Source organism: Mycoplasmopsis alligatoris A21JP2 (genome assembly GCF_000178375.1).
Classification (GTDB): domain Bacteria; phylum Bacillota_I; class Bacilli_A; order Mycoplasmatales; family Metamycoplasmataceae; genus Mycoplasmopsis; species Mycoplasmopsis alligatoris.
Genome location: NZ_ADNC01000023.1, coordinates 1 through 26,066, shown reverse-complemented (window position 1 = coordinate 26,066; position 26,066 = coordinate 1). Strand labels below are relative to the sequence as shown.

22 protein-coding genes, 1 pseudogene and 1 riboswitch are annotated in these 26,066 nt (G+C 24.4%); of the genes and pseudogenes, 7 read left to right on the top strand and 16 right to left on the bottom strand.

The annotated features are described in order from the left end of the window. From MALL_RS02560 to MALL_RS02555, 3 genes are all read right to left on the bottom strand, one after another. Positions 1-533 (bottom strand): hypothetical protein (locus tag MALL_RS02560; protein ID WP_005683666.1); only part of this gene is annotated, 533 nt, incomplete at its 3' end. A gap of 299 nt (positions 534-832) precedes the next feature. After that, positions 833-1,150 (bottom strand): hypothetical protein, encoded by a 318-nt coding sequence (locus MALL_RS04435; protein ID WP_169306177.1) that lies wholly within the window; start codon positions 1,148-1,150, stop codon positions 833-835. 22 nt (positions 1,151-1,172) lie between these two features. Then, positions 1,173-1,376, bottom strand: a complete 204-nt coding sequence (locus MALL_RS02555) for a hypothetical protein (RefSeq protein WP_040545567.1) — start codon at positions 1,374-1,376, stop codon at positions 1,173-1,175. 537 nt (positions 1,377-1,913) lie between these two features. On the opposite strand from MALL_RS02555, the gene MALL_RS02550 reads away from it, so the two are divergent. After that, the gene (locus tag MALL_RS02550) at positions 1,914-3,227 is read left to right on the top strand and encodes a hypothetical protein (protein ID WP_005683671.1); all 1,314 of its coding nucleotides are present in this window, start codon (positions 1,914-1,916) and stop codon (positions 3,225-3,227) included. Continuing rightward, positions 3,227-4,402 carry an endonuclease gene (locus MALL_RS02545; RefSeq protein WP_005683661.1) on the top strand — a complete coding sequence of 392 codons (1,176 nt, stop codon included), beginning with the start codon at positions 3,227-3,229 and terminating at the stop codon, positions 4,400-4,402. Before MALL_RS02550 ends, MALL_RS02545 begins: the two co-directional genes overlap by 1 nt. Before the next feature lie 82 nt (positions 4,403-4,484). Here the strand turns inward: MALL_RS02545 and MALL_RS02540 are convergent, their stop codons facing one another. The 6 genes from MALL_RS02540 to MALL_RS02515 form a co-directional block, all read right to left on the bottom strand. Further along, positions 4,485-6,131 carry a hypothetical protein gene (locus tag MALL_RS02540; RefSeq protein WP_005683665.1) on the bottom strand — a complete coding sequence of 549 codons (1,647 nt, stop codon included), beginning with the start codon at positions 6,129-6,131 and terminating at the stop codon, positions 4,485-4,487. 1 nt (position 6,132) lies between these two features. Then, entirely contained in the window at positions 6,133-7,899 is a 1,767-nt protein-coding gene (locus MALL_RS02535) for an exo-alpha-sialidase (RefSeq protein WP_005683674.1), read from the bottom strand. A gap of 177 nt (positions 7,900-8,076) precedes the next feature. Next, positions 8,077-8,961 carry an aromatic motif membrane protein gene (locus MALL_RS02530; RefSeq protein WP_005683681.1) on the bottom strand — a complete coding sequence of 295 codons (885 nt, stop codon included), beginning with the start codon at positions 8,959-8,961 and terminating at the stop codon, positions 8,077-8,079. Beyond that, positions 8,945-9,676 carry an ABC transporter ATP-binding protein gene (locus MALL_RS02525; protein WP_005683684.1) on the bottom strand — a complete coding sequence of 244 codons (732 nt, stop codon included), beginning with the start codon at positions 9,674-9,676 and terminating at the stop codon, positions 8,945-8,947. The genes MALL_RS02530 and MALL_RS02525 overlap by 17 nt, the downstream gene beginning before the upstream one ends. Next, on the bottom strand, positions 9,676-11,397 hold the full coding sequence (locus MALL_RS02520; protein ID WP_005683680.1) for an ABC-2 transporter permease: 1,722 nt from the start codon (positions 11,395-11,397) through the stop codon (positions 9,676-9,678). The genes MALL_RS02525 and MALL_RS02520 overlap by 1 nt, the downstream gene beginning before the upstream one ends. Continuing rightward, complete coding sequence (locus MALL_RS02515) at positions 11,397-12,374, bottom strand: aromatic motif membrane protein (protein ID WP_005683662.1); 978 nt, start codon at positions 12,372-12,374, stop codon at positions 11,397-11,399. Before MALL_RS02515 ends, MALL_RS02520 begins: the two co-directional genes overlap by 1 nt. Before the next feature lie 371 nt (positions 12,375-12,745). Here MALL_RS02515 and MALL_RS04430 point away from each other — a divergent pair, with 371 nt between their 5' ends. Continuing rightward, a complete protein-coding gene (locus tag MALL_RS04430; RefSeq protein ID WP_156785628.1) occupies positions 12,746-12,919 on the top strand; it encodes a hypothetical protein in 174 nt (57 codons plus the stop codon). Between the two features lie 154 nt (positions 12,920-13,073). Here MALL_RS04430 and MALL_RS02510 read toward each other — a convergent pair whose 3' ends face one another. Beyond that, the gene (locus tag MALL_RS02510; RefSeq protein ID WP_005683667.1) at positions 13,074-13,271 is read right to left on the bottom strand and encodes a hypothetical protein; all 198 of its coding nucleotides are present in this window, start codon (positions 13,269-13,271) and stop codon (positions 13,074-13,076) included. Positions 13,272-13,404: 133 nt separating this feature from the next. Further along, positions 13,405-14,772: an aldehyde dehydrogenase family protein gene (locus tag MALL_RS02505; RefSeq protein WP_005683686.1), complete on the bottom strand. Its 1,368-nt coding sequence runs from the start codon at positions 14,770-14,772 to the stop codon at positions 13,405-13,407. 147 nt (positions 14,773-14,919) lie between these two features. Between MALL_RS02505 and rpsP the strand changes: the two genes are divergently transcribed. From rpsP to rplS, 3 genes are read left to right on the top strand one after another with little or no spacing between them, the layout of a single operon-like run. After that, positions 14,920-15,174: a 30S ribosomal protein S16 gene (gene rpsP, locus MALL_RS02500; protein WP_005683672.1), complete on the top strand. Its 255-nt coding sequence runs from the start codon at positions 14,920-14,922 to the stop codon at positions 15,172-15,174. After that, entirely contained in the window at positions 15,174-15,857 is a 684-nt protein-coding gene (gene trmD / locus MALL_RS02495; RefSeq protein WP_005683669.1) for a tRNA (guanosine(37)-N1)-methyltransferase TrmD, read from the top strand. Before rpsP ends, trmD begins: the two co-directional genes overlap by 1 nt. Continuing rightward, on the top strand, positions 15,847-16,203 hold the full coding sequence (gene rplS, locus MALL_RS02490; protein ID WP_005683685.1) for a 50S ribosomal protein L19: 357 nt from the start codon (positions 15,847-15,849) through the stop codon (positions 16,201-16,203). Before trmD ends, rplS begins: the two co-directional genes overlap by 11 nt. An 86-nt stretch (positions 16,204-16,289) precedes the next feature. Here rplS and MALL_RS02485 read toward each other — a convergent pair whose 3' ends face one another. From MALL_RS02485 to MALL_RS02475, 3 genes are all read right to left on the bottom strand, one after another. Further along, the gene (locus MALL_RS02485) at positions 16,290-17,786 is read right to left on the bottom strand and encodes an amino acid permease (protein WP_005683670.1); all 1,497 of its coding nucleotides are present in this window, start codon (positions 17,784-17,786) and stop codon (positions 16,290-16,292) included. Between the two features lie 62 nt (positions 17,787-17,848). Continuing rightward, positions 17,849-18,001, bottom strand: a riboswitch (Lysine riboswitch). Between the two features lie 82 nt (positions 18,002-18,083). Then, a complete protein-coding gene (locus tag MALL_RS02480) occupies positions 18,084-18,923 on the bottom strand; it encodes a bifunctional 5,10-methylenetetrahydrofolate dehydrogenase/5,10-methenyltetrahydrofolate cyclohydrolase (protein ID WP_005683676.1) in 840 nt (279 codons plus the stop codon). Further along, complete coding sequence (locus tag MALL_RS02475; protein WP_005683673.1) at positions 18,911-21,403, bottom strand: valine--tRNA ligase; 2,493 nt, start codon at positions 21,401-21,403, stop codon at positions 18,911-18,913. The genes MALL_RS02480 and MALL_RS02475 overlap by 13 nt, the downstream gene beginning before the upstream one ends. Before the next feature lie 111 nt (positions 21,404-21,514). Between MALL_RS02475 and MALL_RS02470 the strand changes: the two genes are divergently transcribed. Beyond that, positions 21,515-22,996 (top strand): hypothetical protein, encoded by a 1,482-nt coding sequence (locus tag MALL_RS02470; protein WP_005683682.1) that lies wholly within the window; start codon positions 21,515-21,517, stop codon positions 22,994-22,996. Between the two features lie 33 nt (positions 22,997-23,029). Here the strand turns inward: MALL_RS02470 and MALL_RS02465 are convergent, their stop codons facing one another. Together MALL_RS02465 and MALL_RS04515 are read right to left on the bottom strand one after the other, a co-directional pair. Beyond that, positions 23,030-25,522 (bottom strand): MAG1360 family OppF-related protein, encoded by a 2,493-nt coding sequence (locus MALL_RS02465; protein ID WP_005683679.1) that lies wholly within the window; start codon positions 25,520-25,522, stop codon positions 23,030-23,032. A 66-nt stretch (positions 25,523-25,588) separates the two neighbouring features. Then, a pseudogene (locus MALL_RS04515) lies at positions 25,589-26,066 on the bottom strand (ECF transporter S component); the annotation flags it as partial.

Genomic DNA, 26,066 nt, shown 5'->3' with positions numbered 1-26,066 from the left:
ACATCAAAATCAGAATCTAAAAATTTATAATTCTTTTGTAAATATAAGAATTTGTCTTGATAATTAACATCTTTATTAAATTCTGAAGCATCTAATGTAATCAGTGTAACAAATTTATTAGTTTTATCTTGTTTTTCTAAAAATTGATTTTCAACATTTATTTCTTTTTCTTTATAATTTAACTTATATGCTTTTAAATTATTTGTTTGTGTTTCGCCAGTAAATTTTTTATCACCAGACAAAATATCATTTAGATTATTTTTTCTTTTTTCTAATTCAGCTAAAGTAAGATCTTTTGTACCTGCTCAATCCTTTTGAGCCATTAATTTATTTTGTTTTTCACCTTCTCAAAAAAGTTTTAACTGAACTATTGTAGCAATTTCTTTAGAATCTTTTTTATCAATTTTAGCCATATATAGTCTTCAAGTTTTGTGAGTAGGATTTTGTACTAATCCAACTACATTTCAACCTGCATGTTCAAATAAATAATTTTGATTTAAATAATGATACTTAGATTGTTCGGTACTTAACATCTCTAGTTCTTTATCAGATAAAGTTATAAGTAATTTTTTTTCGCTTTTATCAGATGCTACTGCATCAAATGACGCGTTAATCAGAACTTCCTCTTTATTTGCATAAGTAACATTAAAATTACTTTCTATTTATAATTGTATTTATCTTTCTTTAATTGGATATTTATAAAATTATTACACATAATAAAGTTATTTAAAGAAAAGAAAATTACTTTATCTATATACTTTTTATATAGTTTTTCTAGAGCTTCTATATTTTGTTTTTTCTTTCTTCAACTGTTGAATTTTATTGTCCTTTTCTAATGGTGCGATAAGAAGAATGTATAAGGATTTATATATCTAGATGCTTTATTTAAAGAAATATTTAAACAAGAACTTAAAAAATGTAATAGTAAAACTATAACAGTAGTTGAAAGTTGAGTGACAATAAATGTAGTTATACGTGTTCATTTTCAAATAATAAAATAATTTTTATCAAATAAAATACTTACTCTATTGTTTTTAAATTTGTTTGAATCAAATAAAACAATGTTTGTTCAAATCCTAATTTTTCATTTCGAACCAACACGAGAAAATAATAAGGAACGAGTTCAAATTACATTCTTTTTTATGATCAAACTTATCATAATTGTACATAAATTAGTCAGTTGTATTATCTGTTTTAATGCCTATTAAACTTTTTTCTTTTTTAACTAATCCACAATTTAATTTAAATTCATTATCCATTTTATAAAAATCCAAATCAATTATATTCGCTGGTAATTTGGTATTTTTTGCTAGAGGTGGAATAATTAAACTATAAAATCTTATATTGTTTCTTCATGTCAAGACATTTATTTTCATCCTTTTCGGTGCTTTCTATATCATCATATCATTTGTCACAATTATTATTTGGTACACTAGCAAAATTACTTCAACCTAAAGCATTGCCAACATAAATAAAAACAATTTTAATAACATGTTTTTTAAAATATTCCTTGTTTTATTTTTTCTATATTAGAAATGATATTTTTAGTTTTAATAAGTAATTCATTTATCTTTGCTTGAATTACATCTCTTTTATTCAATAAGTATAAAGGTTCATATTCAACATTTGATAAAACAGTTTTTTTAAACTATTATTTTTTGCTGTTGATATCATTACAACACAAGTTGAAGAAAAATAAAATTTATAATTGTTGGTATTACAATAAAGTTTAAAATTTTATATATTGTTTTATTAGTTATCACCTTACACATTAATTAATAAATAACATAACGCAAATAAAAGAAATAATAATTTATAAATTTGCTTCTCAAAAATTAAAATATATGGAATTCTTTTTCCAAAATTATTTAATTTTCTAACTATAAGATAAAATAAAACAAAAAAGAGGTAAAATGAGCAAAAAAATAAAATTATTATATGGAATTTTCAGTATTATTCCAGTTATTACAATACTTTCGTCTTGTCAGGCAAAGCAAGATATAAATAGGTGAGATTATTTAGAAATTAAACTTTTAAATAAACAAAGAAATGAAATTAAACTTACTGAATTAAGTAATGATTCATTTTCGATTAAATCAAATAATGAGCAATTAAAATATACATTAATTGATTTTAAAATAAATGTTCTTAACAATAAAGTGGATCTAAACATACAAGTATTAGATACAAAGACAAATCAAAAAGAAAATAAAGTATTTAGTTTAGATGGATTTAAAAAAGAAGAAAAACAAGCAGAATCTTTAAATTCAACAACTAACAGCGAAATTCTAGATAAAGTTTCAATCAATATGTTAAGCAAAGATATAAAGTCATTTAAAACTGATTCAATAGAATCTATTAAAGAAACTAATTTAAGCTTTATTAATGTTGATAAAGACATATATGATGTTAATGTTAAAGAATTTAAATTTGATAAAGAAAAAAATCTATTAACATTTAATTTAAACATTCAAAACAAATTAACTAAAAAAGTTATTACAAAAACTTATTCATATAAAGATATCTTAGAAATCAAACAAATAAATGAACTAGATGAAATACTAAATAAAATTAATGTTTCTATAAAAAATATAAATATTGATAAATATAAAGAGACGAAAGCATCTAGTATTAAACAAGAATCAATACAATTTGAAAATATTGATTTAAATATTTACAAAGTAAAAATAAATAACTTTAAAACAAATGATATAACAGGACAAATCACTTTTGATTTGTCAATTGAAACTAATGCAGAACCTAAAAAATATTCTGAAATTAAAAAGTCAATTAAGTTAGAAGGATTTGCTTCTTCAGGATTAGCATCTTTAGCAGAATCAAAACAATTATTTAAAGTTGATAAAAGTGTTGCTACATATAAAGAAGAAATTGCTAAAATTAAAGAATTGTTGGGTACTGAAGGAAATAATAGAAGTTATTTTAGAATAGATTATCGTAAAGCAAAAGAATTAAAAGACATAAAGTTTATGTTTGGAGCAAGTTCTAAAAAAGCTACAAATATATTAAAAATGTTGTCTATTAATTCTTCTGTTAGCATAGAAGAAATAAAAAGCATTGTTCCACCTTTAAAATATAACGATGGAAAAAATGTAGAAAAAAATCGTGTTGCTTTATTTTTTAAACTAGATATAAATAAAAAAATAATCGTTGAGTATCGTTTGTCAAGAGATAACGATGCTAAAGTTTATATAATGGAGTTAGAATAATGAAAATAAGCAAATTTTTAAAAAATACATTTTACTTATTTTGCTTACCTATAGTAACTTTAGCAACTATTTCATGTTCAAAAAATTTAAATTCGGAAAGTAATTCAAAGTATGATGATTATGCTTCTAAAATTTCTTTTAAAAATAATCAAGAACTAACAGACAATAAAAATATTGATCAAAATTTTGTCAATAATTTAGAAATAATTAATAACAATAATTTAAATTACAATGTTCTTGTTGATAGTTTTATACATGAAAACGATAATTTAAAAATAAAATTTTATATTAATGATTTAGTAACAAACAATAAATCAAATCTTTATACATTTTTATTAAAACTAAATATTAAATCTACAAATTCTGCATCAACTTCTAGTAATAATTTGGTTTACGATAATTCAAATAATTATTACTCAGAACTGGAAGGCTTAAAAGGTCAAAAGTTATTTAATAAACTTTTAGAACTACAAGCAAAATACACAAAAAACATAAAACAATACAATGATTTATACACGATATATAAAGATGCTTTTATTGATAAATATTATGAAAAAGATAATTCATTATTAGATATTTACTCTGAAAATCCAAGTAATAAAGATCCGTACAATTACAATTTTTCTAATAATGGTTCAAGTGCTAATAAAGAAGGTTTAGGATTTAATAGAGAACATTTAATCCCACAATCGTGATTTAAAAAAATAAGTCCAACTAGAAATGATGCTCATTTTGTTTGACCAACCGATATTAAAGTAAATTCACTAAGAAGTAATTATCCACATTATTTAGTTGCTAGTCCTGTAACTACTACACTTAATGGAACTAAAATTTCGTTTAATTTAGCTGAACCTATTGATGTTTTTAAGGGAGATATAGCAAGAGCTTATTTTTACTTTCAAGTTACTCATAAAAATGCAGATACGCCTGCTGCTAGAGAAGTTTTTGATGAAAAGTTTCCTTTCTTTAAACAAAATTATTTAGATGAATACTTAAAATGATCTAAAAGCGATAAAATTGATCAATTTGATATTGATAGAAATAATGCTATAGCTAAACACTATCAAGGACTTAGAAATCCTTTTAGTGATTATCCAGAATTAGCTATTTTAATTTGAGATAAAGACAATAATTCAACTTTTAAAAATAAAGGTGTTTTAATTAAAATTCAATAATAAATACAAGTCATATTTGTGACTTGTATTTATATTTATTCTTATAAGTAAGGCAAATAAGAAACTTAATAAAGTTAAAATTTTAATTTTTATCTAAAATAATTCTTATTGTTTTACTGTATATTTTTTTGTTGTTATCGTATAATCAATTATTTAAATGTGAAATGTTTTTTTGTTCAAATAACAAATTTATTAAAACATTATTGTTTGTATCGTATGTAATTGTTGATGATGAATCATAAAAACTATAATTTTTATTTACTCCGTCTAATTGATAAAAATCAATAATGTTTTCAAAATCATAATTTTTTATTAGATAAATTTTTCCAAATCTTTGATCAGAATTAGCTGATTTTATGATACTTATATAATCAACACCATCAATTTTAAATTGATTAACATCTATATCAAAATCTTTATCAAAATTAAATAAATTTAAATATCTATACTCATGAAATGTTATACCTTGATCAGTACTAATAAAAATAATTATTTGATTATTTTTTGAATTAGTACTTATAAAAAATAAATTGTCATTATTGTTTATTAAAGCACCTGATTTAAAGACAACTTTAGAATTAATAATTGATTCATTTCAAGTTTCTTGACCATGTTTTTTGTACATTAAATTTGTTTTTAATAAAACTGAAGCATTATAGAAATTATTAATTTTTAATGAATAATTATTTGTATCTAATCCTTTAGTTGAAGTGGTTACTAAATTTATTTTTTTATTTTTATTGTTAAGTTTTTTATTTACTAAACCTATTAAATCTAATTTATTTGTTATTTTATTTAAATTAAATTCATATGTATATAGAGTTGGTTCTAATTGATACATTGGCGTTTTTAAATCATTAATTTGTCTATTTCTTGCATCAAAAATCGTATATTTTTCAGGTTTTATATTTTTAGTATCTTCAATACTATTAACGTTTTTATAAATATTTCCAAGTAAAGCATTTGTTGTTTTATCAAAAGAATTATCAATAATAATGTCTAGCTTTTCTATATTATTATCTGAATCATTTCAAGTATTATCCTTAACTTTTCAAACTCTATAGTAATTAGTTGAAGGATCAGAATCTATTTTTTTAAGTACATTTCTAGTTAAATTATTTTTTTGATCTTTTATTCAAAATTTTAAATTACCATTATCTGTAAAACCTAATTGAGGATCGCTAGTAAGAGCAGTTGTTTTTCAAAAATCATGATAAGTATCTATATTACTTGGAGCAACATCAACAAATAACTGAATATTACTTTCATCTTCCTTAGCCACGTTATAGCTAATAATACTTGCTGGATAATCAATATTATTTTGTATTTTTAACAAATCAATAGTTTCAAATTGTTTTGTAGCAATTTTTGACTTATTTAACTGTAGTATAGACTTATTTGTTCTGTCATCATACACATCTTTTTCTTTTATTGCAAAATTGTATAGTGTCTTTTTATCGGTTAAAATATAATTTGATGGTCTAAATATATTATCTTCTTTTAGTGAATTAAAAGCATTAATACTTTCATATTCTTCTATTGTTAAATTTTCATTTTTTTCTTTATGTAAAATATTTTGTTCAATTTTTAGAATGTCTTTTTTGGCTTCTTTTTTAATGGTAGTTTCATTTATTTCTTCATTTTTTTTGATATTGCAAGCAGCAATGCTAAGTAAAGATATAGGCAATAAAGTAATAAAAACTGTTTTAAGAATCTTAAATAATTTCATATTATTTGTCCTCAACTTTATTTACTTTTATTTTTATTAATTGGTAAGACATACGTCCAATATTGTCTTTTTTAGTAATATTGCTTTCGTATAAAACACCTAATGTAATTATGTCTTTATTTATGCTTATAACTTTTAGCGATGAGTATGCAAAATTATTATCACTTTTATCTATAGTGGGAAAGTCATAAATCTTTTTAAAATTTTTAAAATCATTATCCTGTGCAACAAATAATGCACCGTTAGTTCTGTTTGGCCCCTTAGGCAAACTAAAAAATGATAATCCAATGCCATTAAAATTTACATAATCTAGTCCATGCGCTACTGAAGTAACTAAATTAGATTTATAGTTTTTATTATTGCTTGGTGTAATTATAGTTAGTGGATGATCATCTTCAATTAAAGATGATCAAGTATTGCCACCATCTTTAGACTTAGAGACAAAAAGTTTGTTTCCTACATTTCTTAGTAAAGCATATAAAACTCCATCTTTATCCTCATATAATTGTGTTTCAGAAGCAGCATAGTAAAATCCGTTTGTTTCATTAGTGTATGTATCAGATGATTTTCAAGATTTTCCATTATCATCTGAATAAGCCATATATACGTTTTTGTCACCAGAATTTTTACCTATTTTATAGGTATAAAAAGGGAAAATAATTCGACCATTCATGTATTTTAGTTTCTGATTTTTTAATTGAATACCTACACCTGGCCCTAATAGTGCAAAATTGTAATCTGTATTTTTTCCTTTAAATGTTTGAGGATTCATTGATCCTTCAATATTTCAAGTTTTTCCACCATCTTTTGAACGAAATAAATACATATAAGATGTATTATCTATTTTATATTTTGGTGTTTTTCATTCGACAATGTCATTGTTTTTACCATCTCAAATAGAATATTTTCAATTATCTTTTTGTATGTCACTTAGTTTTTTTACGTTTTCATAAATTCTTCCGCGTAATTTTTTACTGATTGGATCAAATGAATTATCAACAATAATATCAATTGGCTCTATATTTTCTTTAGTCATTTGATCGAAATTTAATTTTGAATCTTTTGGTTTATAAGCTCTTAAAAATAAATTGTTTCCTTGATTAGTTTCAAGAGGAACTAAAACTAAATTTTCATATGTTTTATTCGCTGTTAAACGGTAAAACTTCATAAAACCATGTTTTGTATAGCCAATTCTAAAATCACTATTTTGTTCATTCAAATTTCCTAAAAATAGTCCACCGGTTCCTTGAAAAACATCCACAGCCATCAATAAATCATTTCCTGCATAAGATATAGCTGAATCAATAGCGCCTGCAAATAAACCTGATTTATTTTCTATTGAAAATATTTCTTGAGCTTCGCTTCAGGTTTTTCCTTGGTCATCACTAGTTCGAATAACTTGTGTAATTCTTGATTTAGGTGAGTCACTTCAATTATCAAGTCGTTTATCAACTATTGTTACTAATTTACCTTTTGGCGATTTTACAAGAGAAGGAATTCGATAGGAATGTGAATTTTGATACTGATGATCATAAATAAAATTCGGTTTTGATTTTTCAATAATAGTAAAATTTAACTCACTATTTAACTTTTTATTATTATTTTCAAGAACATTTTTATTAATTATAAAATTTGGAATTTGATTATTATGTATTTGCTTATTTTGCTTATAACTTATTGAAGTTGTACTTATAAGAAGAGTGCTAAGTGATAAACATATTGGAATATTTTTTAATTTTTTAAATAAATTTTTACATTTTTTATTCATACTATAATATTTTAGCAATTTAGAAATATTTATTTTAAATATTTTCATTTTGAATGGAAGATTCAAGATTAATAAATATACTAAACTAAATCTTATATATTGGATTGAATTTAAAAGTAATTTACTAATTTGTCTATGTACAAGTAAAAAACACAACTGTATAAGCTGTGTTTAATTTTAAATAACACCTGGTAAATATTTATTTTTATCAAAATCAGTGATTTTATATATCATTACATAACCATTGCTTTTTACAAATTCTTGTCAAGTATTTGTTTCATTTTGCATTAGTTCAGGTAAATTTGAATGGTATGCAAAGTTATGTCAAGTACGATTATAAGTTTTTAAATTAACATTTTTTTCGGTTGAAAATCTAAATAATTCATTTTTGATATCTACCTTAACAGTTTTAGAACCATCTGCTCTAAACTTAAATTCAAAGTCCATTGGCAAGAAATATTGATCATTAAATTTTAGAATATATTGTCCACCAGTTTCGCCATGAATATCTTCTAGTGCAATAATTTGAACAGGTTGATTTGATACTGGATAATAATGATTTGATTTTTTAAAAATTTCATGCATCTTAACTTTATTATCAAGATATTCTTGATTAAATTTTATATTTCATTTAGCTGCTTGTTTTTCAAAAAAGTCTTCTATTTGATTAAAATTGTATTCAAACTTTCTTAAGTTACTTAAATATCAATATCATTTTTCATTTATCATGTCTGCTATTTCTTTGTCTAGTTGATCTCTTTTTTTAGGATCGTTTATTCTATTTCAAAATAACTTTTCATATTCTTCAATTTTTACTCTAAAATTTCCCATTCATTCATCGCTTGGAACTTGTTCTTCTTTAAATTTATTTATTATAGCTTCACTAGATCCTTTAAAAAAGACTTTCACTAAATCATCTAAAAGCATTACGTGTTGCTTTTCTTCAACTTTTTTAATAGTTACTAATTTTTCTTCTTTAATAATATTGGGCATACAAGAAGTAATTGCTAGAGGAGCAATTAAGGAAGAACTTATTAAGATAAATTTATATTTTTTTGTCATAGAATTCCTTTATTTTTAAAAAGTAAAACTGATTTAAGTCACACTTAGAATCTTGTTTAAATTCACCAGTATAAATTAATGTTCCTTTATCTATTATTGTAACAAAATCTACAAATCTTGAAATTTCATGTAGTTCATGTGTTGAGATAAAAATTGTTTTTCCTTTGTCTTTCAGTGAATTTAATACACTAAATAATTCTTCACGAGCATTAGGATCTAAATTAGCAGCAGGTTCATCCATTACTAATAAATCTGGATTGTTTATTAGTGATTGAGCTAATAAGATTTTCTTTTTTTGACCACTTGAAAAATTATGTGGTTTTTTATAAAGTAGTTCTTCTATTTTTAAATTATCGCTTAATGTTTTTATGTTTTCTTGTGCTTGATCTTTCTTTTGACCACTTAAAAGCGCAAATGAATATAAATAATCATAACTAGTAAAATTGGAAGGAAAAATAGGATTTTCTGGCATGTATCCGAGTTTGTATTTGGCTTGTGCATAGTGATTTTCGATGTTATTAATTAATATTTTACCTTCTCATTTTTCATAGGCGTTTACAAGTGCTTTAATTGTAGTTGTTTTACCAGCACCATTTGAACCTATAAATGCATGAAATTTCCCAGCATAAATATCAAAATTTATATTTTTAACTGCATAATCATTTTTAGCATAGGATTTAGAAAAATCAATAATTTGAGCAATCTTTTTATTCATTATTTAAAATCCTTTCTGTTATAAACAAAGATAACACCACTAGCTAAAATCACTAAATATAAACTTCAAGCTAATGCTACAGCATAATCTGGAAATGCTTGTGATGCACGAGAAACTTTATAAATATTTGATACTTCTTTAAAAATAGATGCATCAATATCTTGTTGTAGTTTAATTCTTGAAACTTGTTTGGTTGATTTATCAACTTTTATAGTTTCTATAATAGGTAAAAATGAACTAAATCCACCAAGTTTATAGACTCTTACATCTCCACCTTTCATTTTTACATTTATTAAATATTGTGATTGTTTTACTTCTTGATTATTGTTCAATAATAAAGCTTTTTGTAATTCAGAATTGTTAAAGTTATAGTAAATAAAATAATAAGAAGTTAAATAAAAGTAAATTTGTTTTTGATAATCTTCAACAATATTATTATTTAAAAATAATTGATTTATTGCTTGATCTTTTAAAAACTCGTCAATAACTTCAAAAAGAACTTGATTTATTTTTTTAGTTGTTCAGTTCGAATCATTTTCATCTAAATTCAAGTGTTTTAAGTAAAATTCTTTAAAAGCATTTGAGTGTAATAATTGTCTTGTTGTTTTTCATTCTAATTTACCAGCAAAATCATCAATACTACTAAATCCAAAATTGTCTTCAACTAATTCATTTTTACTATCAGCTTTTTCTCAAGCATAAATTAGTGAATTTGTTGATCATTTTTCTTGTGCATTTTCAATGTCATCATTAATTAAAGGAGCAGTTGGAACAAAGAATTTTAAATCATTTTTAGCTATTTCATAGTTAAATCTAACATCATGATTATTTTTATAAAAATCTAGTCCTTGTAAATAAGTTGAATTACTTAATCTTTGATTATTAAAAAAGTCGCTTCCTTTATTTGATGAAATAATTCCCATTTGATAAGGTATATTTAATCAACCCATAATTTGTGCAATATTTGCATTATCTTTAGCTTCATTAAATAATGTTTTTACATTTTCATAATTATCTTTATTAGTTCTGTTAACTAAATAAATTTCATCATTGTTGTTTTCAAAATTAAATGCATATGTATCTAATTTATTGTAATTATTGTTAAGTCTTACACCAAGTCCATTCATTCTTGATTCAGAAAAATAAGTAGATAGATTCCCAACTAAAAATAAAGGTGTAAAAATACTTAAACTAAATGCTATAGCAACTCTACGGTTAAATTTAACTGCTAGAAGAGCTGTAATTAAGCTAAATAAGTAAAAAGCAAATAAATTAACTCCAAAACTTGCTACTAAATATCTAACAAAATTTTCTTGACCAATATAAGGTCTTAAAACAAATAAAAATGTTAAAAATGCTAACATAATTAATAATGAATTAATTAATCCAAATATTAATAAATATACTAATCTTGTAAATAAAATATTTTTTCTCGTTACAGGTCGTGAACAAATAATAAGTTCAAGTCCCTCTTTTTCCATACTTTTAAACACATTTATTGAGAAAATTGTTCCATAAATTACACTACCAGCAATAGCAATAAAAATTGGTACAACTACTAAAAAATCAATGGCCTCAATATGTTTATAAACACTCAATACTAATCCTGTAATTACTAGTAAAGCAAAAATTACAAGTGGAATAATAAATGTTGTTTTTTTCTTTTTCAAATAAAATCAAAGGTAATTTGAAAAATTATATTTTTGAATTTTTTGTTCCATTATTTGTTCCTTTCATTAATGAATCCTGCTATATAATAGGGAATTATGTCACCATATTTTTCTTCTGTATAATCTTTTCTTATTTCGTTATTCGCTGGAGTTGTTACATCTAATTCATGATTTAAAAATAAGAAATTATTTGCAAAGTTAACTAAACTAAACTCTTTTATTTGTCCACTAAGTAATTTTTCTAAAACTCTTAAACGATATTCAGGAAAGACTTTAACTTCTTTTTTAAAGTCTTTAATGTTTTCAAAATCATTTCTTCTAGTAATAGTTAAATTTATAACAAAATTACCTTCCATTTTTAAATAAAATACCTTTTCAAAAGCTTGATAATCACCATTTTTTATTAAACTAGATTTTTGATTTCCTTCTTCATCTGCATAATATTTATTTCTTTTAACATTAAGCACATGATCAAGAATTTTGTTTGATTTAATATTAATTATTCAAGGCAAATATGAAGCATATTTTATTGAAAATTGTCCACCTTCACCAGTTAAAGCTTCTGATGAACCTATAAAGTCAAATTTGTCTATGTTATAGAGGGTAAAGAGTCAATTTTTTTTGAAAAAATTAATAAATTCTTGCTCATAATGACTAGAAAATTTTGGTGCTTCATCAAAAAATCCAACACTTAAGCTTAAACTATAAGGTATTGTGTAATAGGTTAATATTTTTTCTAATTCTTTAGATAAAGCTTCACTTTTATCGTAAAGTTGTTCTTTAATAAATAATTGTTTTTGTTTTTCTAGTTCTTCTTTTGATAAAGGTTCAAATTCATCTTTTAAATAAACTTGTTCTAAAATATCTTTTATTGCTTTTTGTTCTAAAAATTCTTCTTGTTTTAAACTTTCTTTTTTTAGTACTGTAATTTTTTCTTCTTTAATTAAATTACTTTGAGCACAAGAGCTAATTGCTAAAGGAGCTGCAATCAAACATGTTGCTAAACAAATTAATTTTTTAATTTTCATATTTAACTCCTTTAAGCAAGTAAGTTAAAATTACTCCATATTTTTCCTTAAAAGGTGCGTAATTTTTTTCTTTATCTTTTAAAACCTCGATAAAATCAAGAGTATTAACATTTCTAGCTACATTGTTGCGGTTAATTACTCTATAAATAACTGGATCAACAAAAATTCTTTTTGATTTAGGTGTATCATCTGAACCATTTAATTTTTGAATTTTTACTTTTTGAAAAGAAGCATCATCATATTTAATAATTCAGTTTTCATTTATTAAATTATCATAATCATCAACAACTTCATATTTTCAAGCATCAGTTATTTTGTTTGTTTTAGGATTAAATGAATAATCAGGAGTAATTTTATCTACTAAATCTTCATTGCTTTCTAAACCTTCCTCAACATTAATTGCACTTCAAATAAATTTTTCTCGAAATTTAAGAGCTAATAATCAGTCATTAGTTAAAAACTTTTTAAATTCAGTTTCTGAAGCCTTATTATCAATATTTGGTAAATCACCAACAATAAAAGGATCTCGTGAAGTATTTGAATAAAAAGATAAACCATTATAGTAATATAAATTTCTTCTAAGAGGTTCTATAAATAATTTTTCTTTGCTACTTTGATAAGTTAAATAAGATTTTTTTTCAAGATCTAAAACATCTTGTTTTTTATTTGGAAAAAATTCAGACTCTTTATAGTAAGAATCTAAAATTTTTTGAATGTATAAATTTTGTTCAAAACTTCAGTATTAACTTTGTTTAGTGGTTGTTCAATCATTTCATTGTTAATAATTTCTTTTGATTTATTTGTTTTTGAATTACAAGAAACTAAAATTACACTAGAAACTGTTGATGCTAAAATTAATGAAAAAATTATAATTTTTTTAGTTATTTTTATTTTCATTTTCTTCTTTCTACTTGATAAATATTATACATTATTAGATTGTAATATATAAAAGTTATAAAAAATGAATTCAATTACAAGCAAGGCAAATAAGTAAATTCAACATAAATAATTTTTATTTTCAAAAAAATAATTATTTCATAAATCTTTTTATAAAGTTATATTTTTTAGAATTATACGGACTAAATCTAGCACTAAAATCTAGATTAGAAATAGAGTGATAATAAGAGCGAATATTGCTGAATGATTCAATACTCTTTTTGTAGCGATAGCGACCATGTCCACTATGTTTTATTCCACCAAAAGGTAAACGAGAATTAGAAATATGAATTAATAAATCATTAATAGAAAGTGAACCTGAGTTAGTATTATTTATAAATTTATTAATAACTTTTTTATCAGTGCTAAATACATAACTTGCTAGGGCAGAACTATTATATTTATTAAAAATTTCTATAGCTTCTTGATCATTTTTTACCTTGAACAAAGGTAAAATTGGGCTAAAAACTTCTCAATTTAAAAATTGTTTATGACTTGATAAATCGGCTTGAAAAATTGTAATACCAATTTTATTTTTTGATTCATTGCTTATAAGTTTTTTGTTTGTAATTTCTAAAAATCGCCTTGATATTTTATTAAATTCATTTTTATTAATAATTTTTGCTAAATCTACAGAATTCACTTGATCTAAACCAAATTGAAGTTTTATTTGTAATTCCAATTCTTTTATTAAATTATCATAAACGTCTTCGTGAACTAAAAAATGATTTGGCGAAATACAAGTTTGTCCAGCATTATATGCTTTTGCTCAAATAATTCTTTTTGCTGCTACTTTTAAATTTATTTTTTTATCTATATAAACAGGACAAGCAGCACCTAATTCCATAACACTTAATACATTATTTTCTTTAGCTTTTAATTCTAAAATATTTCCTACTTGTTCTGAACCGGTAAAAAATAATAAATCAATATTACTCTCAATAACTTCATTAATTTTTTGTACGGATGCATCATGCTCTAGATATTCAACAATATTTTTTAATTCTGTATTTAAAACTAAATCTTTAAGTACTTGCGCTGTGTAAAAACATTTATCGGATGCTTTAATAATTGCTTTATTTCCAGCAGCAATTGCCCCTACTAAAGGCATTAATACCAAATGAAAAGGATAATTAAAAGGAGCAATAATAAATACTTTTCCAACTGGTTCATAGCGATAAAAAGATTTATTAAAATATGTTAAAGGATTTGAAATATCATTTTTAACAAAATGTTTTTTTACGGCTCAGTTAAGAGATTTTAATAAAATTCTAATCTCTTTTAAAACAATTTGTATTTCTGATAAATAAGCTTCAATTTGACTTTTATTTAAATCATTTTTTAGTGCTATTTCTATTTGAGATGTATTATTTTTTATTCATTTGTAAATAAGTTTTAAATAAAATTTTCTTTTTTCTTTTGACATTATTATTCTTAAATTGCTATCAATATTTGTTTTCATATTTTTAATGTTACTACTTTAAAAAAGAAGTTAAAAAAAATATTTTGCTGTCAAGCATTTTTACTTGACATCTTAAAAATTTGTGCTATACTTTATACATTAATTACGTATGTGATTAAAAAAAGATTTAAGAAAGGAATTAAATATATGGTAAAAATTAGACTAAAACGTATGGGAAGCAAATTCAACGCTGTTTATAAAGTAGTTGCTGCTGACTCTCGTGCACCACGTGATGGAAAATTTATTGAAGCTTTAGGACACTACAATCCACATAATAAAGAATTACACCTAAACAAAGAAGCTACAGCAAAATGATTAGCTCAAGGTGCTCAACCAACTCTTACTGTTGCAAACTTATTTAGAACAAATAAATTAACAGAAGAACTAAAAGCTAAAAAATAATGAAAATCAATTTTGTTAGTATTTTTCCTAAATACTTTGAACCATTTATTAATGAAAGTATTGTTAATAAAGCGGTTGAGAAAAAATTAGTTGAGTTTGAATGTGTTGATTTTAGAGATTTTAGCAAAAACAAGCACCACAAAGTAGATGATGAAATTTATGGTGGAGGTCATGGTTTATTGTTACAAATAGAACCAATTGATTTAGCATTAGAATCATTAAAAAATAGAGGCGGATATAAAATTTTAGTTAGTCCACAAGGTAAAGTTTTTGATCAAAAAATAGCAAATGAATTAGCTAAACAAGACCAAATAACCTTTATTGCAGGTAGATACGAAGGATTCGATGAAAGAATTAGTCAACTTGTTGATATAGAATTATCAATTGGCGATTATGTTTTAACAGGCGGTGAATTGCCAGCAATGGTAATGGCTGATAGCATAATTAGACTTGTTCCTGGAGTTATAAACGAAGAATCACACATTCATGATTCTTTTCAAGGAAATGGATTACTTGATTATCCCCAATACACTCGTCCAAGAAACTATAAAGGAATGCAAGTTCCAGAAGTATTATTTAATGGAAATCACAAAAAAATTGAAGAATGAAAAAACAAAGCGCGATATGAAAAAACACTTAAGAATCGCCCAGATATTATAGAAAGGTTAAACAATGAGAAATAAATTATTAGAATTAGTTGAAAAACCACAATTACGTACAGATTTAGCAGAATTTCAAACAGGTGATAACGTTAGAGTTCACAACCGTATTAGAGAAGGTGAAAAAGAACGTATTCAAATTTTTGAAGGTTTAGTAATCTCTAAAAAAGAATCAGGAACAAGAACTACTTTTACAGTTAGAAAATTATCTTACGGAATTGGTGTTGAAAGAACTTACGCACTAAACTCACCATTAATCGCTTCAATCGAAGTTGTACGTTCAAATAAAGTTAGAAGACAAAAATTATACTTTATGAGAGACCGTAGTGGAAAAAGTGCACGTCTTAAAGAAATCAAAAGAAATGCTTAATAATAAATGCCAGATTGGCATTTTTATTTTCTTTTTTTCTTATATACAAGGCAAATAAAAAATAATGCTTTATGCATTATCATTTATTAAGCTAATTGTTTTTTAGCTCTTATTTTTGTAAAAACTTTATTTATAATTTCTGGCAAGATTGATAAAAAGATAATAATAATTAAGATTGCAAATTTAATTACTGAAGAAATAATAAAGTCTGTATCATTAGTAATTAAACCTGTCATATCAATTACTGAAGCAACAAAAAAGAAAATAATTGCTGCATAAAACATTAAATTGCTTAATGTTGCACATACTAAAAAGTATCTTTTTCTATGTACTTCTACTTTATTTTTTCATCTATTTATAATTGCACCAGTTATTGCTAATTGAATAATTATAAAAACTAATAAAGAAGTAAAATTGACTATAACATCGGTGAATGTGTAAAAATAAGCACCGGTTCCATATACATCAACTCCATAGTTATCTATTGTATAAAAGTTAGCTCCTGGAATTCCTAACAAGACAAAAAATAATGAAGTTAGAACAAATAAAAATAGTCATGAAGGTAAATATTTAAAAATATTTGTTTCTTTATTTTTAACATTTCTTAACATTTTATTATGAACAAATTTTTCAATAAAGTCATAAACTTTGAATTTTTTTTCTTCATTTAGTGCATGAACTTGTTTTAATCCACTTAGAACAAACCCATTAACGATTCCCATAATTCCAACTGCTATACAGACGTTGAAAAATTTAATAAATCTAGGATCAATATTTAAACCATTATGTGTTCCATCACTTGATCCTAAACTAAAAGTTGAGGATAAAAATATGTATAAAAATGAAACTATTGTTATACCTAAAACTAAAATTAATCCTAATTTTGTTTTTGCTTTTGCATTTAAGTCATTTTTATTGTTAGCAATTAAGTAAAAACCATCAAATGTAAATGCTATTGCAGGGATTCCAGCAATTAAAACTAAATATTTACTGCTTCCTAAAAATCCACTTGCTTTATTTGCATATTGTTCAACTAAGTGATTTAACCCTGAACTTTCTGATGGACTAAATAATGCTCAAAGCGGTAAAAATACAAGTGGTATAGTTTGAATCGCTGTAAAAATTCATTGTGATATTTCTGCAAATCTAAATGAAATTAAATTCACAATCATAAACCACATAAAGATAGCAAAACTACATAAAATAACATAGTTTGCATTTTTTAGAACCATCCCTGCATCTTCTAGAGTTGAGATACAATAAATTGGCATAGTTACTAGAGTAATTGGTAAAAAAATGTAATTATAATAATTAACATTAACATTGTGCAATCTACGAGAAACAAATATTTTAGACCAACCTAAAATTCCTCGATTGCTATTGTCCGCAGAAGAAACTTCTACAAGACTCAGGGCCATCAAAACAATAGCGCTTATTCCAATAAACCAGGCAACCATTGCTAAAATAAAGTCACCTTGCGATAATTTGAGAATTTCGCTACTTTTGAAGAATATTCCAGCTCCAACAGTAGATCCTATTATAAAAATCACTGCTGAAAGGAATGTAATTTCTTTTCTTTTCATTTAATAAATTCCTTTGTGATAATTGTTACTAAAAATTAGGAATTGTGATTATATAATATAAAAATTTAAATAGCTCCACCAACATTTTTACATGTTGAGAGTAAAAGAGGTATTTCCCCAGTTACCATAAGGCTTGTGACCTTATTCGGCTATAATCCTTTCGTCAAATTTTTTTGAACTTGACTACTAATACTTCTAGCGCCTCTATTTTTAGTACTCTTATTATGCATGCTTTTTAAAAAAAGTAAAGAAAAAACTTTTTTTGCAAATAAAAATGCACCTATGTGCATTTATAAATTAATCTTCTGAAGGTTTGATTGAGTCTACTAAGTTTTTTAATAAACAAACAACAGTTAAAGGTCCAACTCCTCCAGGAACAGGGGTTATTGCACTTACTTTATCTTTAACATCCTCAAAATCAACATCTCCACAAAGTTCTTTTGTTAGTTTATTGTCAAGATTTGTTCCTACATCTATAACAATAGCACCTTCTTTAACATTTTTTTCTTTTACTAATTTAGCAACTCCAGCTGCTACTATTAAAATGTCAGCGTTTTCAATTCCTTTTATACCTGTATGCTCGTCATATGTGGCAACTTGAGCTCCCATACGTTTGATGATATGAGCAACTGGTTTACCAACTAAATGACTACGTCCTACAACAGCAACTCTTTTATCTTTAACATCGATTTGGTAATATTCCATTAATTCTAAAACAGCACGAGCTGTAGCTGAAACAAAGTGTTTTCCAGCTGCATTGTATAAATTAAACTCATTTCTTGTGCTTAAACCGTCAATATCTTTATCATAAGGAATTGCGTCTAAAATAACTTGTTCAGGAATATGATGAGGAAGTGGTAGTTGTACTAAAACTCCATCATTATATTCATTTATGTTATCTAATTTTTTTAATAAACGATCCTGTGTAATTGATTCATCAAATTTATACAATTTAGCTTCTATTCCTAAATATTCACTTTTTTCAAGTTTTTTTTGTACATATTTAGTTGATGCTTCATTATCTCCAACTTGAATAATTGCAAGTCTGATTTTACGAGGAATATCAAGACTTTCAATTTCATTTTTTAGGTTTTCTAATTCGTTTTTAGAAAGTTCTACTCCGCTTAATATTTTCATTTCAATTCCTCCAAATAGTTTTTAAGTTCTTTTTCAAATTTAATCAATTTTTCTTTTTCTTCTTCAATTTTTTCTTTAGGGGCTTTTGCAACAAAATTTGTATTTTCTAGCATTTTTTTAGCACGATTAATTTCAAAATTAAGTTTTTCAATTTTTTCTAAGAGTTTAGTTTTATTAGTTTGTTTTTGTTCTTCGCTTACTTTAATAAATAATTTACCAAAGGCAAACGAAAGTAAAACATCATTGTTTTTTTCAACTTGCGCATAGGCTAATTTGTTAATTGAATCAATTGCTTTTGAATCTAATTCAAAATCAGCATATCAAGAAATTAACTCTTTTTTAGAGATATTATTCTCTTCACGATATTTTCTTAATTCAGTAACAATTTCAATGACATTGTCAATATAAGTTATATTTTTTGATACTTTAAGTTTTGGGTATTCATAGTCATATAATTTATCGTTTAGTACTTCTTTAAATATTTTATATGTAATGAATGATAAAAATGGATTTATTGCAATTAAGGTGTTCTTTAATAACTCCATAGCAAATTTTTTGGATGGATTAGATTTTAAGAATTCAACGTATCAACCACTTAAATCTGTGTAAATAAATTTACTTATTTGGCTACCAACAAGGGTGAATTCGTAATTTTTCATTGCTTTATCAATGTTTTTTATTAATACTTGTAATTTGTTGTTTATTCATTTATCTGCGTCAGTAGCTTTAGTATTTTGATCTTGAGGTAGTTGCTCTATAAAACGACTGATATTTCATAATTTATTACACAATGCTCAAGCAGATTTTAATTTTTCGGTTGAGTATTTTATATCTAATCCTGGCGAAGTATTTGTAATTAAGAATCATTTTAAAGCATCAGCACCATATTCATTAATTACATCAAGAGGATCTATACCATTGTTTAATGATTTAGACATTTTTCTGCCTTGAGCATCACGTATTAAACCATGAATTAATAAATGTTTAAATGGTTTTTCTTTCATGACATCAAGTCCAAACATATACATTCGAGCAATTCAGAAAAATATTAAATCTGAACCAGTTACTAAAACATCGGTAGGGTAATATCGTTTTAACATTTTGTCATTTTGTGGTCAACCAAGAAATACAAAAGGCGATAGTCCGCTTGAGAATCAAGTATCAAGCACATCAGGATCCTGTACTCAACCAAGTCCAGGACTCTCAATTTGTACTTTGATTTGATCATCTTTATATCAAGCAGGAATTCTATGTCCTCATCATAATTGTCTAGAAATAGTTCAATCATGAACATTACTCATTCAGTGTTTTAAAATTTTAACAAATCGTTTAGGATAAAAATCAACTCTATTCTTGCTTTGTAAATGTTCTAGAATGATTTTTCCAAAATTTTCCATTTTAACAAATCATTGAGGTAAAACTAAAATTTCAACAGGTGTGTTACTTCTATCACTATATCCAACACTAGAAACAACTTGCTCTTCTTTTTCGAGTAAATTGTTTTCTTTTAAGAATTTTGCAATATTTTTTCTAGCTTCAAAACGTTCCTGTTTATGAAAAATACTTTCAGGTGCATTAATAAACCCATCTTGATCAATAGTTTCAATTATTTCTAAGTTTTTATGCTTTTTAATAATGTCTATATCAACTTCAGCATGAGCTGATAGTTTCATTAAACCTGAACCAAATTTTGGATCAACATATCCATCAGTTATAATTGGTAATCTTTTTTTGGTGATAGGATGAATTATAAATTTACCTTTTAAGTGTGAATATCTTTTATCACTTGGATTATAAACAACAGCCACATCACTTAAAAGAGTTTCAGTTCTTACTGTAGCAATAGTTAAATACTGATCTGAATTTTCAATAAAGTATTTAATGTAATACATAATTTGGTTTGTTTCAGTGTTATTAATTTCAATATTTGAAACCGCAGTTTTTAATTTTGTGTCTCAATTAATAGCTTTGACATCTTTATAAATTAAACCCTTGTTATAAAAATCAACAAATATTTTTAAAACTGCTTCATTAGCATCTTTATCAAGTGTAAATCTTTCATTTTCATAATCAAGTGCCAAACCTAATTTAGCCCATTGTTCACGAAACATGGTTGCATACTTTTCTTTTCAATCTCAAACTAAATCTAAGAATTTTTCACGACCTAGGTCATGTTTTGTTAAACCTTTTGTTTCATATAAGTCTGCTTCAACTTTTGCTTGAGTTGCTATTCCTGCATGATCCATACCAGAAATTCAAAAAGTATCAAAACCTTTTAATTTTTTGTAACGAATTATTGTATCAGGAATCATTGTATCAAAAGCGTGTCCTAGATGTAGTTTTCCAGTAACGTTTGGAGGAGGCAATAAAATTGAAAAAGGTTTTTTGTTTAAATCATGTTTACTGAAGACTTTTTGTTCAACTCTTCATTCTTTTTCAATTCCTTGTTCTACTAAAATATGATTATAAATTTTATCCATTTATTCTCTCCTTTTAATAATTTAAATTATATCAATTTCTATGAAAAATTAAAGTGTGGAAGTGATGATAAAAAAATTGTAAAAAATTTATTATTTTATATAATTAAGGCTATGAAAAATACAAAAAATAAAATAGCTTTTTTAGGAAGTTTTTTAAGTTTGAGTGCCTTACCATTAGTTACTTTATCATGTGCTAAAGAACAAGAAACTCCAAAAAACTTTGAAACAAAATGAGATGGTTATAAAGCCATAAATGCCATGAGCATAGGAGAATTAGAAAAATTTGATAATAAAAAATCTCTAGAATTTAATCCAGCCCATTCACAAGCCATTGCACAAGCAAATAGTTACTATAAGAATGTGTTGCAAGTAGTTGAATTTGTTGTAAATAAAAATCCTCAAGCAAAACAATTGCAAGATGAAATATTAAAACAAGATCAAATGAATAAATATAACTTAGCTGACTTAAGATTAAATTTATCATTTCAAATCGTTAAATTATTGATAAGTCAAAACCAAAATAATGGGTTAGGTTTAGATGAAAAACATACAAAAATCTTTGATGATTTAATTAAAACAATTGAAAAAGTTAACTCATATACACTATGAAATGAAAATACTTTTATTACAACATTAGCTCAAAGAACACTAGAAAATTACTATAATAATTCAAATAAAACAATTCAAGATTTTGTAACAAAAGCAAATACTATTAATCAAGTTGAAACTGAAAAATTAATCATTGATCAACAATCAATAAAAAATAATGAGCAATTAGCAACAGAATTTACTGATAAAATATTTCCTTTACTAAGAGAAAAAGCAATTTATGAATGAGATGAAAACCTAGGAAGGGTTTTATATAGACAATTTGACAATAATTCTTTAAACTATTTAGTTAACAATTTAGGTGGTAAAAAAGTTGTTTTAGCTTCAAACAAGGAAAATCCCGTTCCTAGTGGAATTTCAAGTTCTGGAGCGTTATATATTCCAGATGCTAAAGGAAAGTTAGGTACTATTGATCCTAAAGTAATAATTGCTGAATATAAAAAAGCTTTAGAATTATCTAAAAAGACAAAAGCTGAAATAGAAAAAAAAGCTGAAGACAAAAGAAGTGATGAAGAAAAACATAAATATGCTGTTTCACTTGAGGAAATAAGATATTATGAAAAATTATTAAAAGATTTAAGTCAACCAGAAGTATGATTTGATACAAATCTTTTAGCTCCTCATTTACAACACTTTGATTTGGTAGGTAAATATATTTTAAAATTTACTGTTAATAAACCTTTAAGAAGTCCAAGATTCCCAGAGATAAATTATGGAATTTCAAGCGTTGTAATTAACGGTAGTCAACAAAAAATCTTTGTAAAAATTGAAGTAGCAACAATTAGTGGAAGAATTTATCCTAAATCACTTGCTCAATTTAGTACAGAATGACCAGTAAGAACAACAAATGAAAAAGTTATTTCAAATGATGTTTATATTATAGTTGATGCAGAAAAATTTAACGCATCATTCAATGGTAGTAAAAATTTAGATAATGTTTCAAATTTAAACCTTGATTTATCAGACATTATTGAATTAATTTAAGAAAAAATGAACTAGTTAAATTAGTTCATTTTTTTAATAAGCATTTTTATGATAATTTCCACTTGAGTCTTGTTCATAGGTATTTTGGGTAATTTCATTAGCTATTTCTTTAGTTATTGAATTATCTTCAAAATCAGCGTAATTAACTTCTTGTGTATTAATAATTTTTTGATTGTTTATATTGGTTATAAAAACTTCAAGCCCGTCATATTGGTGACGATAGTGTTTATAAATATACTCAGGATCTTGTAAGTTTAAACGATTTTCGTTCATGCTATCTTCATAATTTATTTCTTCAGTATTAAAAAATTCTTTATTTATTTTAATATTATTTTCTGACCAAATTTGATATTCTTTAATACTTGAAAATAGATAGTGTCTTTCTTGATCTAAGAAAATTGTTTCACCATGAATTCATGGAACCATTCCTTTTGAACCTAACAGTCTTCTTTTTGTAACATCTAAAGGTATCATTTCATAAACAGATTTAGTTACAGGGTGAAATGAATTTGTTTTTAAGTCTTCATTATAACCAGCTTCAACTAATGAATTATTGAACATAATATAAACATAATCAAAATATTTTGTAGCTAAAAATGAATCATTAGTTATAAAAACGTATGTAAATCCATATTGTTTAGCTAATGAATTTAAAACTTTTAAAAATTCAATTCTTTCACTTCTGCTGATAAAAGAAGGATTATCTTGGACCATAATAATTTTTTGTTTTAAAAAAGCATATTCTAAAAGTTTTAGTTTGATTTTTGCAATTATTGGTAAGTTTTTAAATTGTGTTAAATAGTCTTCTAAGTCAATTTCTATTGTATTAAAAGATTCAATAAGTTCTACTACTCCTTTGAATTCATTTTCAAATTTTGAATTATAGATGTCATTATGCGAAGTTGTATATTTTCATAATGTATCAATAAAAGTTGTTGCTAACGAGAAGTTGTTAAGTTCTAAAACGATTTTTTCTGTTTTTTCTAAAAGATTAAACTGTTCTATATTTCCTACACCAACCCCAAATTTTTTAACCAATAATTTTCTGATGTTTAATAAATTTTTATCAATTTGACCTAAGGTTAATTCCATAATGTTAAACATATTTTTTATTTTAGGAGCAGATAATTTATTTGCTTGTTCTAACATTTTGAATTCCATTTTGTCATTTCATTCTTTTTCAGCGCTTAAAATTGTAATTTCTTTTTTGAAATTGCTTTCCTCTATTTCGCGATTTGAATTTACTATTTTGTCAAAATTAATTGATTTTAACATTCTAATTCTTTTAACTCTTTGGTTGATTTCTTTTTTAATATGGTTGTATTGATCTTTTGAAAATTGAACATATTGGTCAATATTAATTCCGTAGAAATTTTTAATTTTATTCATTAATGCTGAAGTAGAAATTAATGGATCTATTTTTACGTTTGTGACAAATAATCTTTCTTCACGTTTTAAGTTTTTTTCAATTTGAATTATTTGATTAGTAGTTAAATAATTAATTTTATTTTTATATTTTGAAAAAACTTTTAGTGAATGTTTTTTAACCAAAAGCTCTTTGTACAAGTCAAAATAGTTTGGGTCTGTAGATTTTAAATTACTCATTTTATATTGAGTAGTTGAAATAGCTTTATTAATTTTATAAAAGATAAAATCAATAATTTTTTTTGCTTGTCCTCTAAAAAATTTTTTGTATTTTTTAAAGTAAAGAATTTCGTTATTCGTATCTCTAATCAAAAGAGAATTTTCCACCTTTAAAACAGATTGTTTATTAATATTGTGTAAAGTCATTAATTGTTTTTTCTTGTGCTTTATAGTTGCAGAAAGTAATCAGTTGTTATCAGATTCTAAAGACTTATTAAACTCTTTATACTCATCATATAAGTCATTATAAAAATCAAAATAATTGTTAAATAAAGTTTTGATTTTATCTAAAACTTCACTATTAAATTCTCGTAAAATATTTGACATTTCCTCTGGACTAAGAGTGAATCATTGGCTTGAAATTTGTGCATTTTTATCAGAGATTATTTTCGATAATGCTTTATATTCTTCAGAAATATTTCATGATCTAGAACTAAGAGATTTTAAAATATATGCTTTAAAACTTTTGCTAAAAATTTCATTGTTTTTATAATCATTTTTAATGTCAAATAACCCTGCATTAATTGTACTTTTAATTGATTTTCAAATTTCAATTAAAGGAATTTCGTCTTGTGCATCACTTAATTTTGAAATATCAAAAAAGGAAATTGCTTTAAAAACTTCTTCACGTCCAAAGTTTAGATTTAAATTGTTTTGAACAAAGTCTTTTGTGTATAAAGAATAACTGGCATAATCATTAAAACTAAAATTTGCTCAAAATTTATTAAAACAAAATTCAGCTGATTTTTTATCAGCTAATATTACAGTTCTTTCTTTAGAAAATATTTCAAAAAGAGGGATATTAATATTTACAGATTCTTCGCCTACTTTTATGTTTTTATAATAATTTTCCACACTAAATACTTTTTTTCCAATTTGCATAGTTATATTATAGAAAATAAAAATTAAATACCTTATAAATAAGGTAAAAAAAGCAACATATGTTGCTTAGTATGATAAATTCTCATTTTTATAAATTAATGATGCAATTATGCTATATGAATAATAAATTACGAACATATTAAATCAAATTTTAATAGGACTAGTGGCTATGTGTGTAAATATTCATAGGAAGATATGGTCCAAATTACCTGTACCTAAGGCATATGTGTCAGCTATTGATAAAATTGGTACGTTAATTAATTCGAGTAACGCTGAAAAAATAACGATAGGAACTAATATTAAATAACGACTTTCGCTTAACCTAAATCTAGCAACGAATAAAAATATTAACATTGTTGCAAATCCTGAAATCATAAAGACCATTAATCCTCAACGATTTTTAATTAAACTACTTTCTATATAAATTTGAGGAACAATAAATCCAACTAAAATAACTAAAAAGAGTATTAAAGAACCTATTAAAATTGAAGCAGTTGTTAAGTTTATATTTAACAATAAATTATGTGAACCAGTTCTTTTAAAA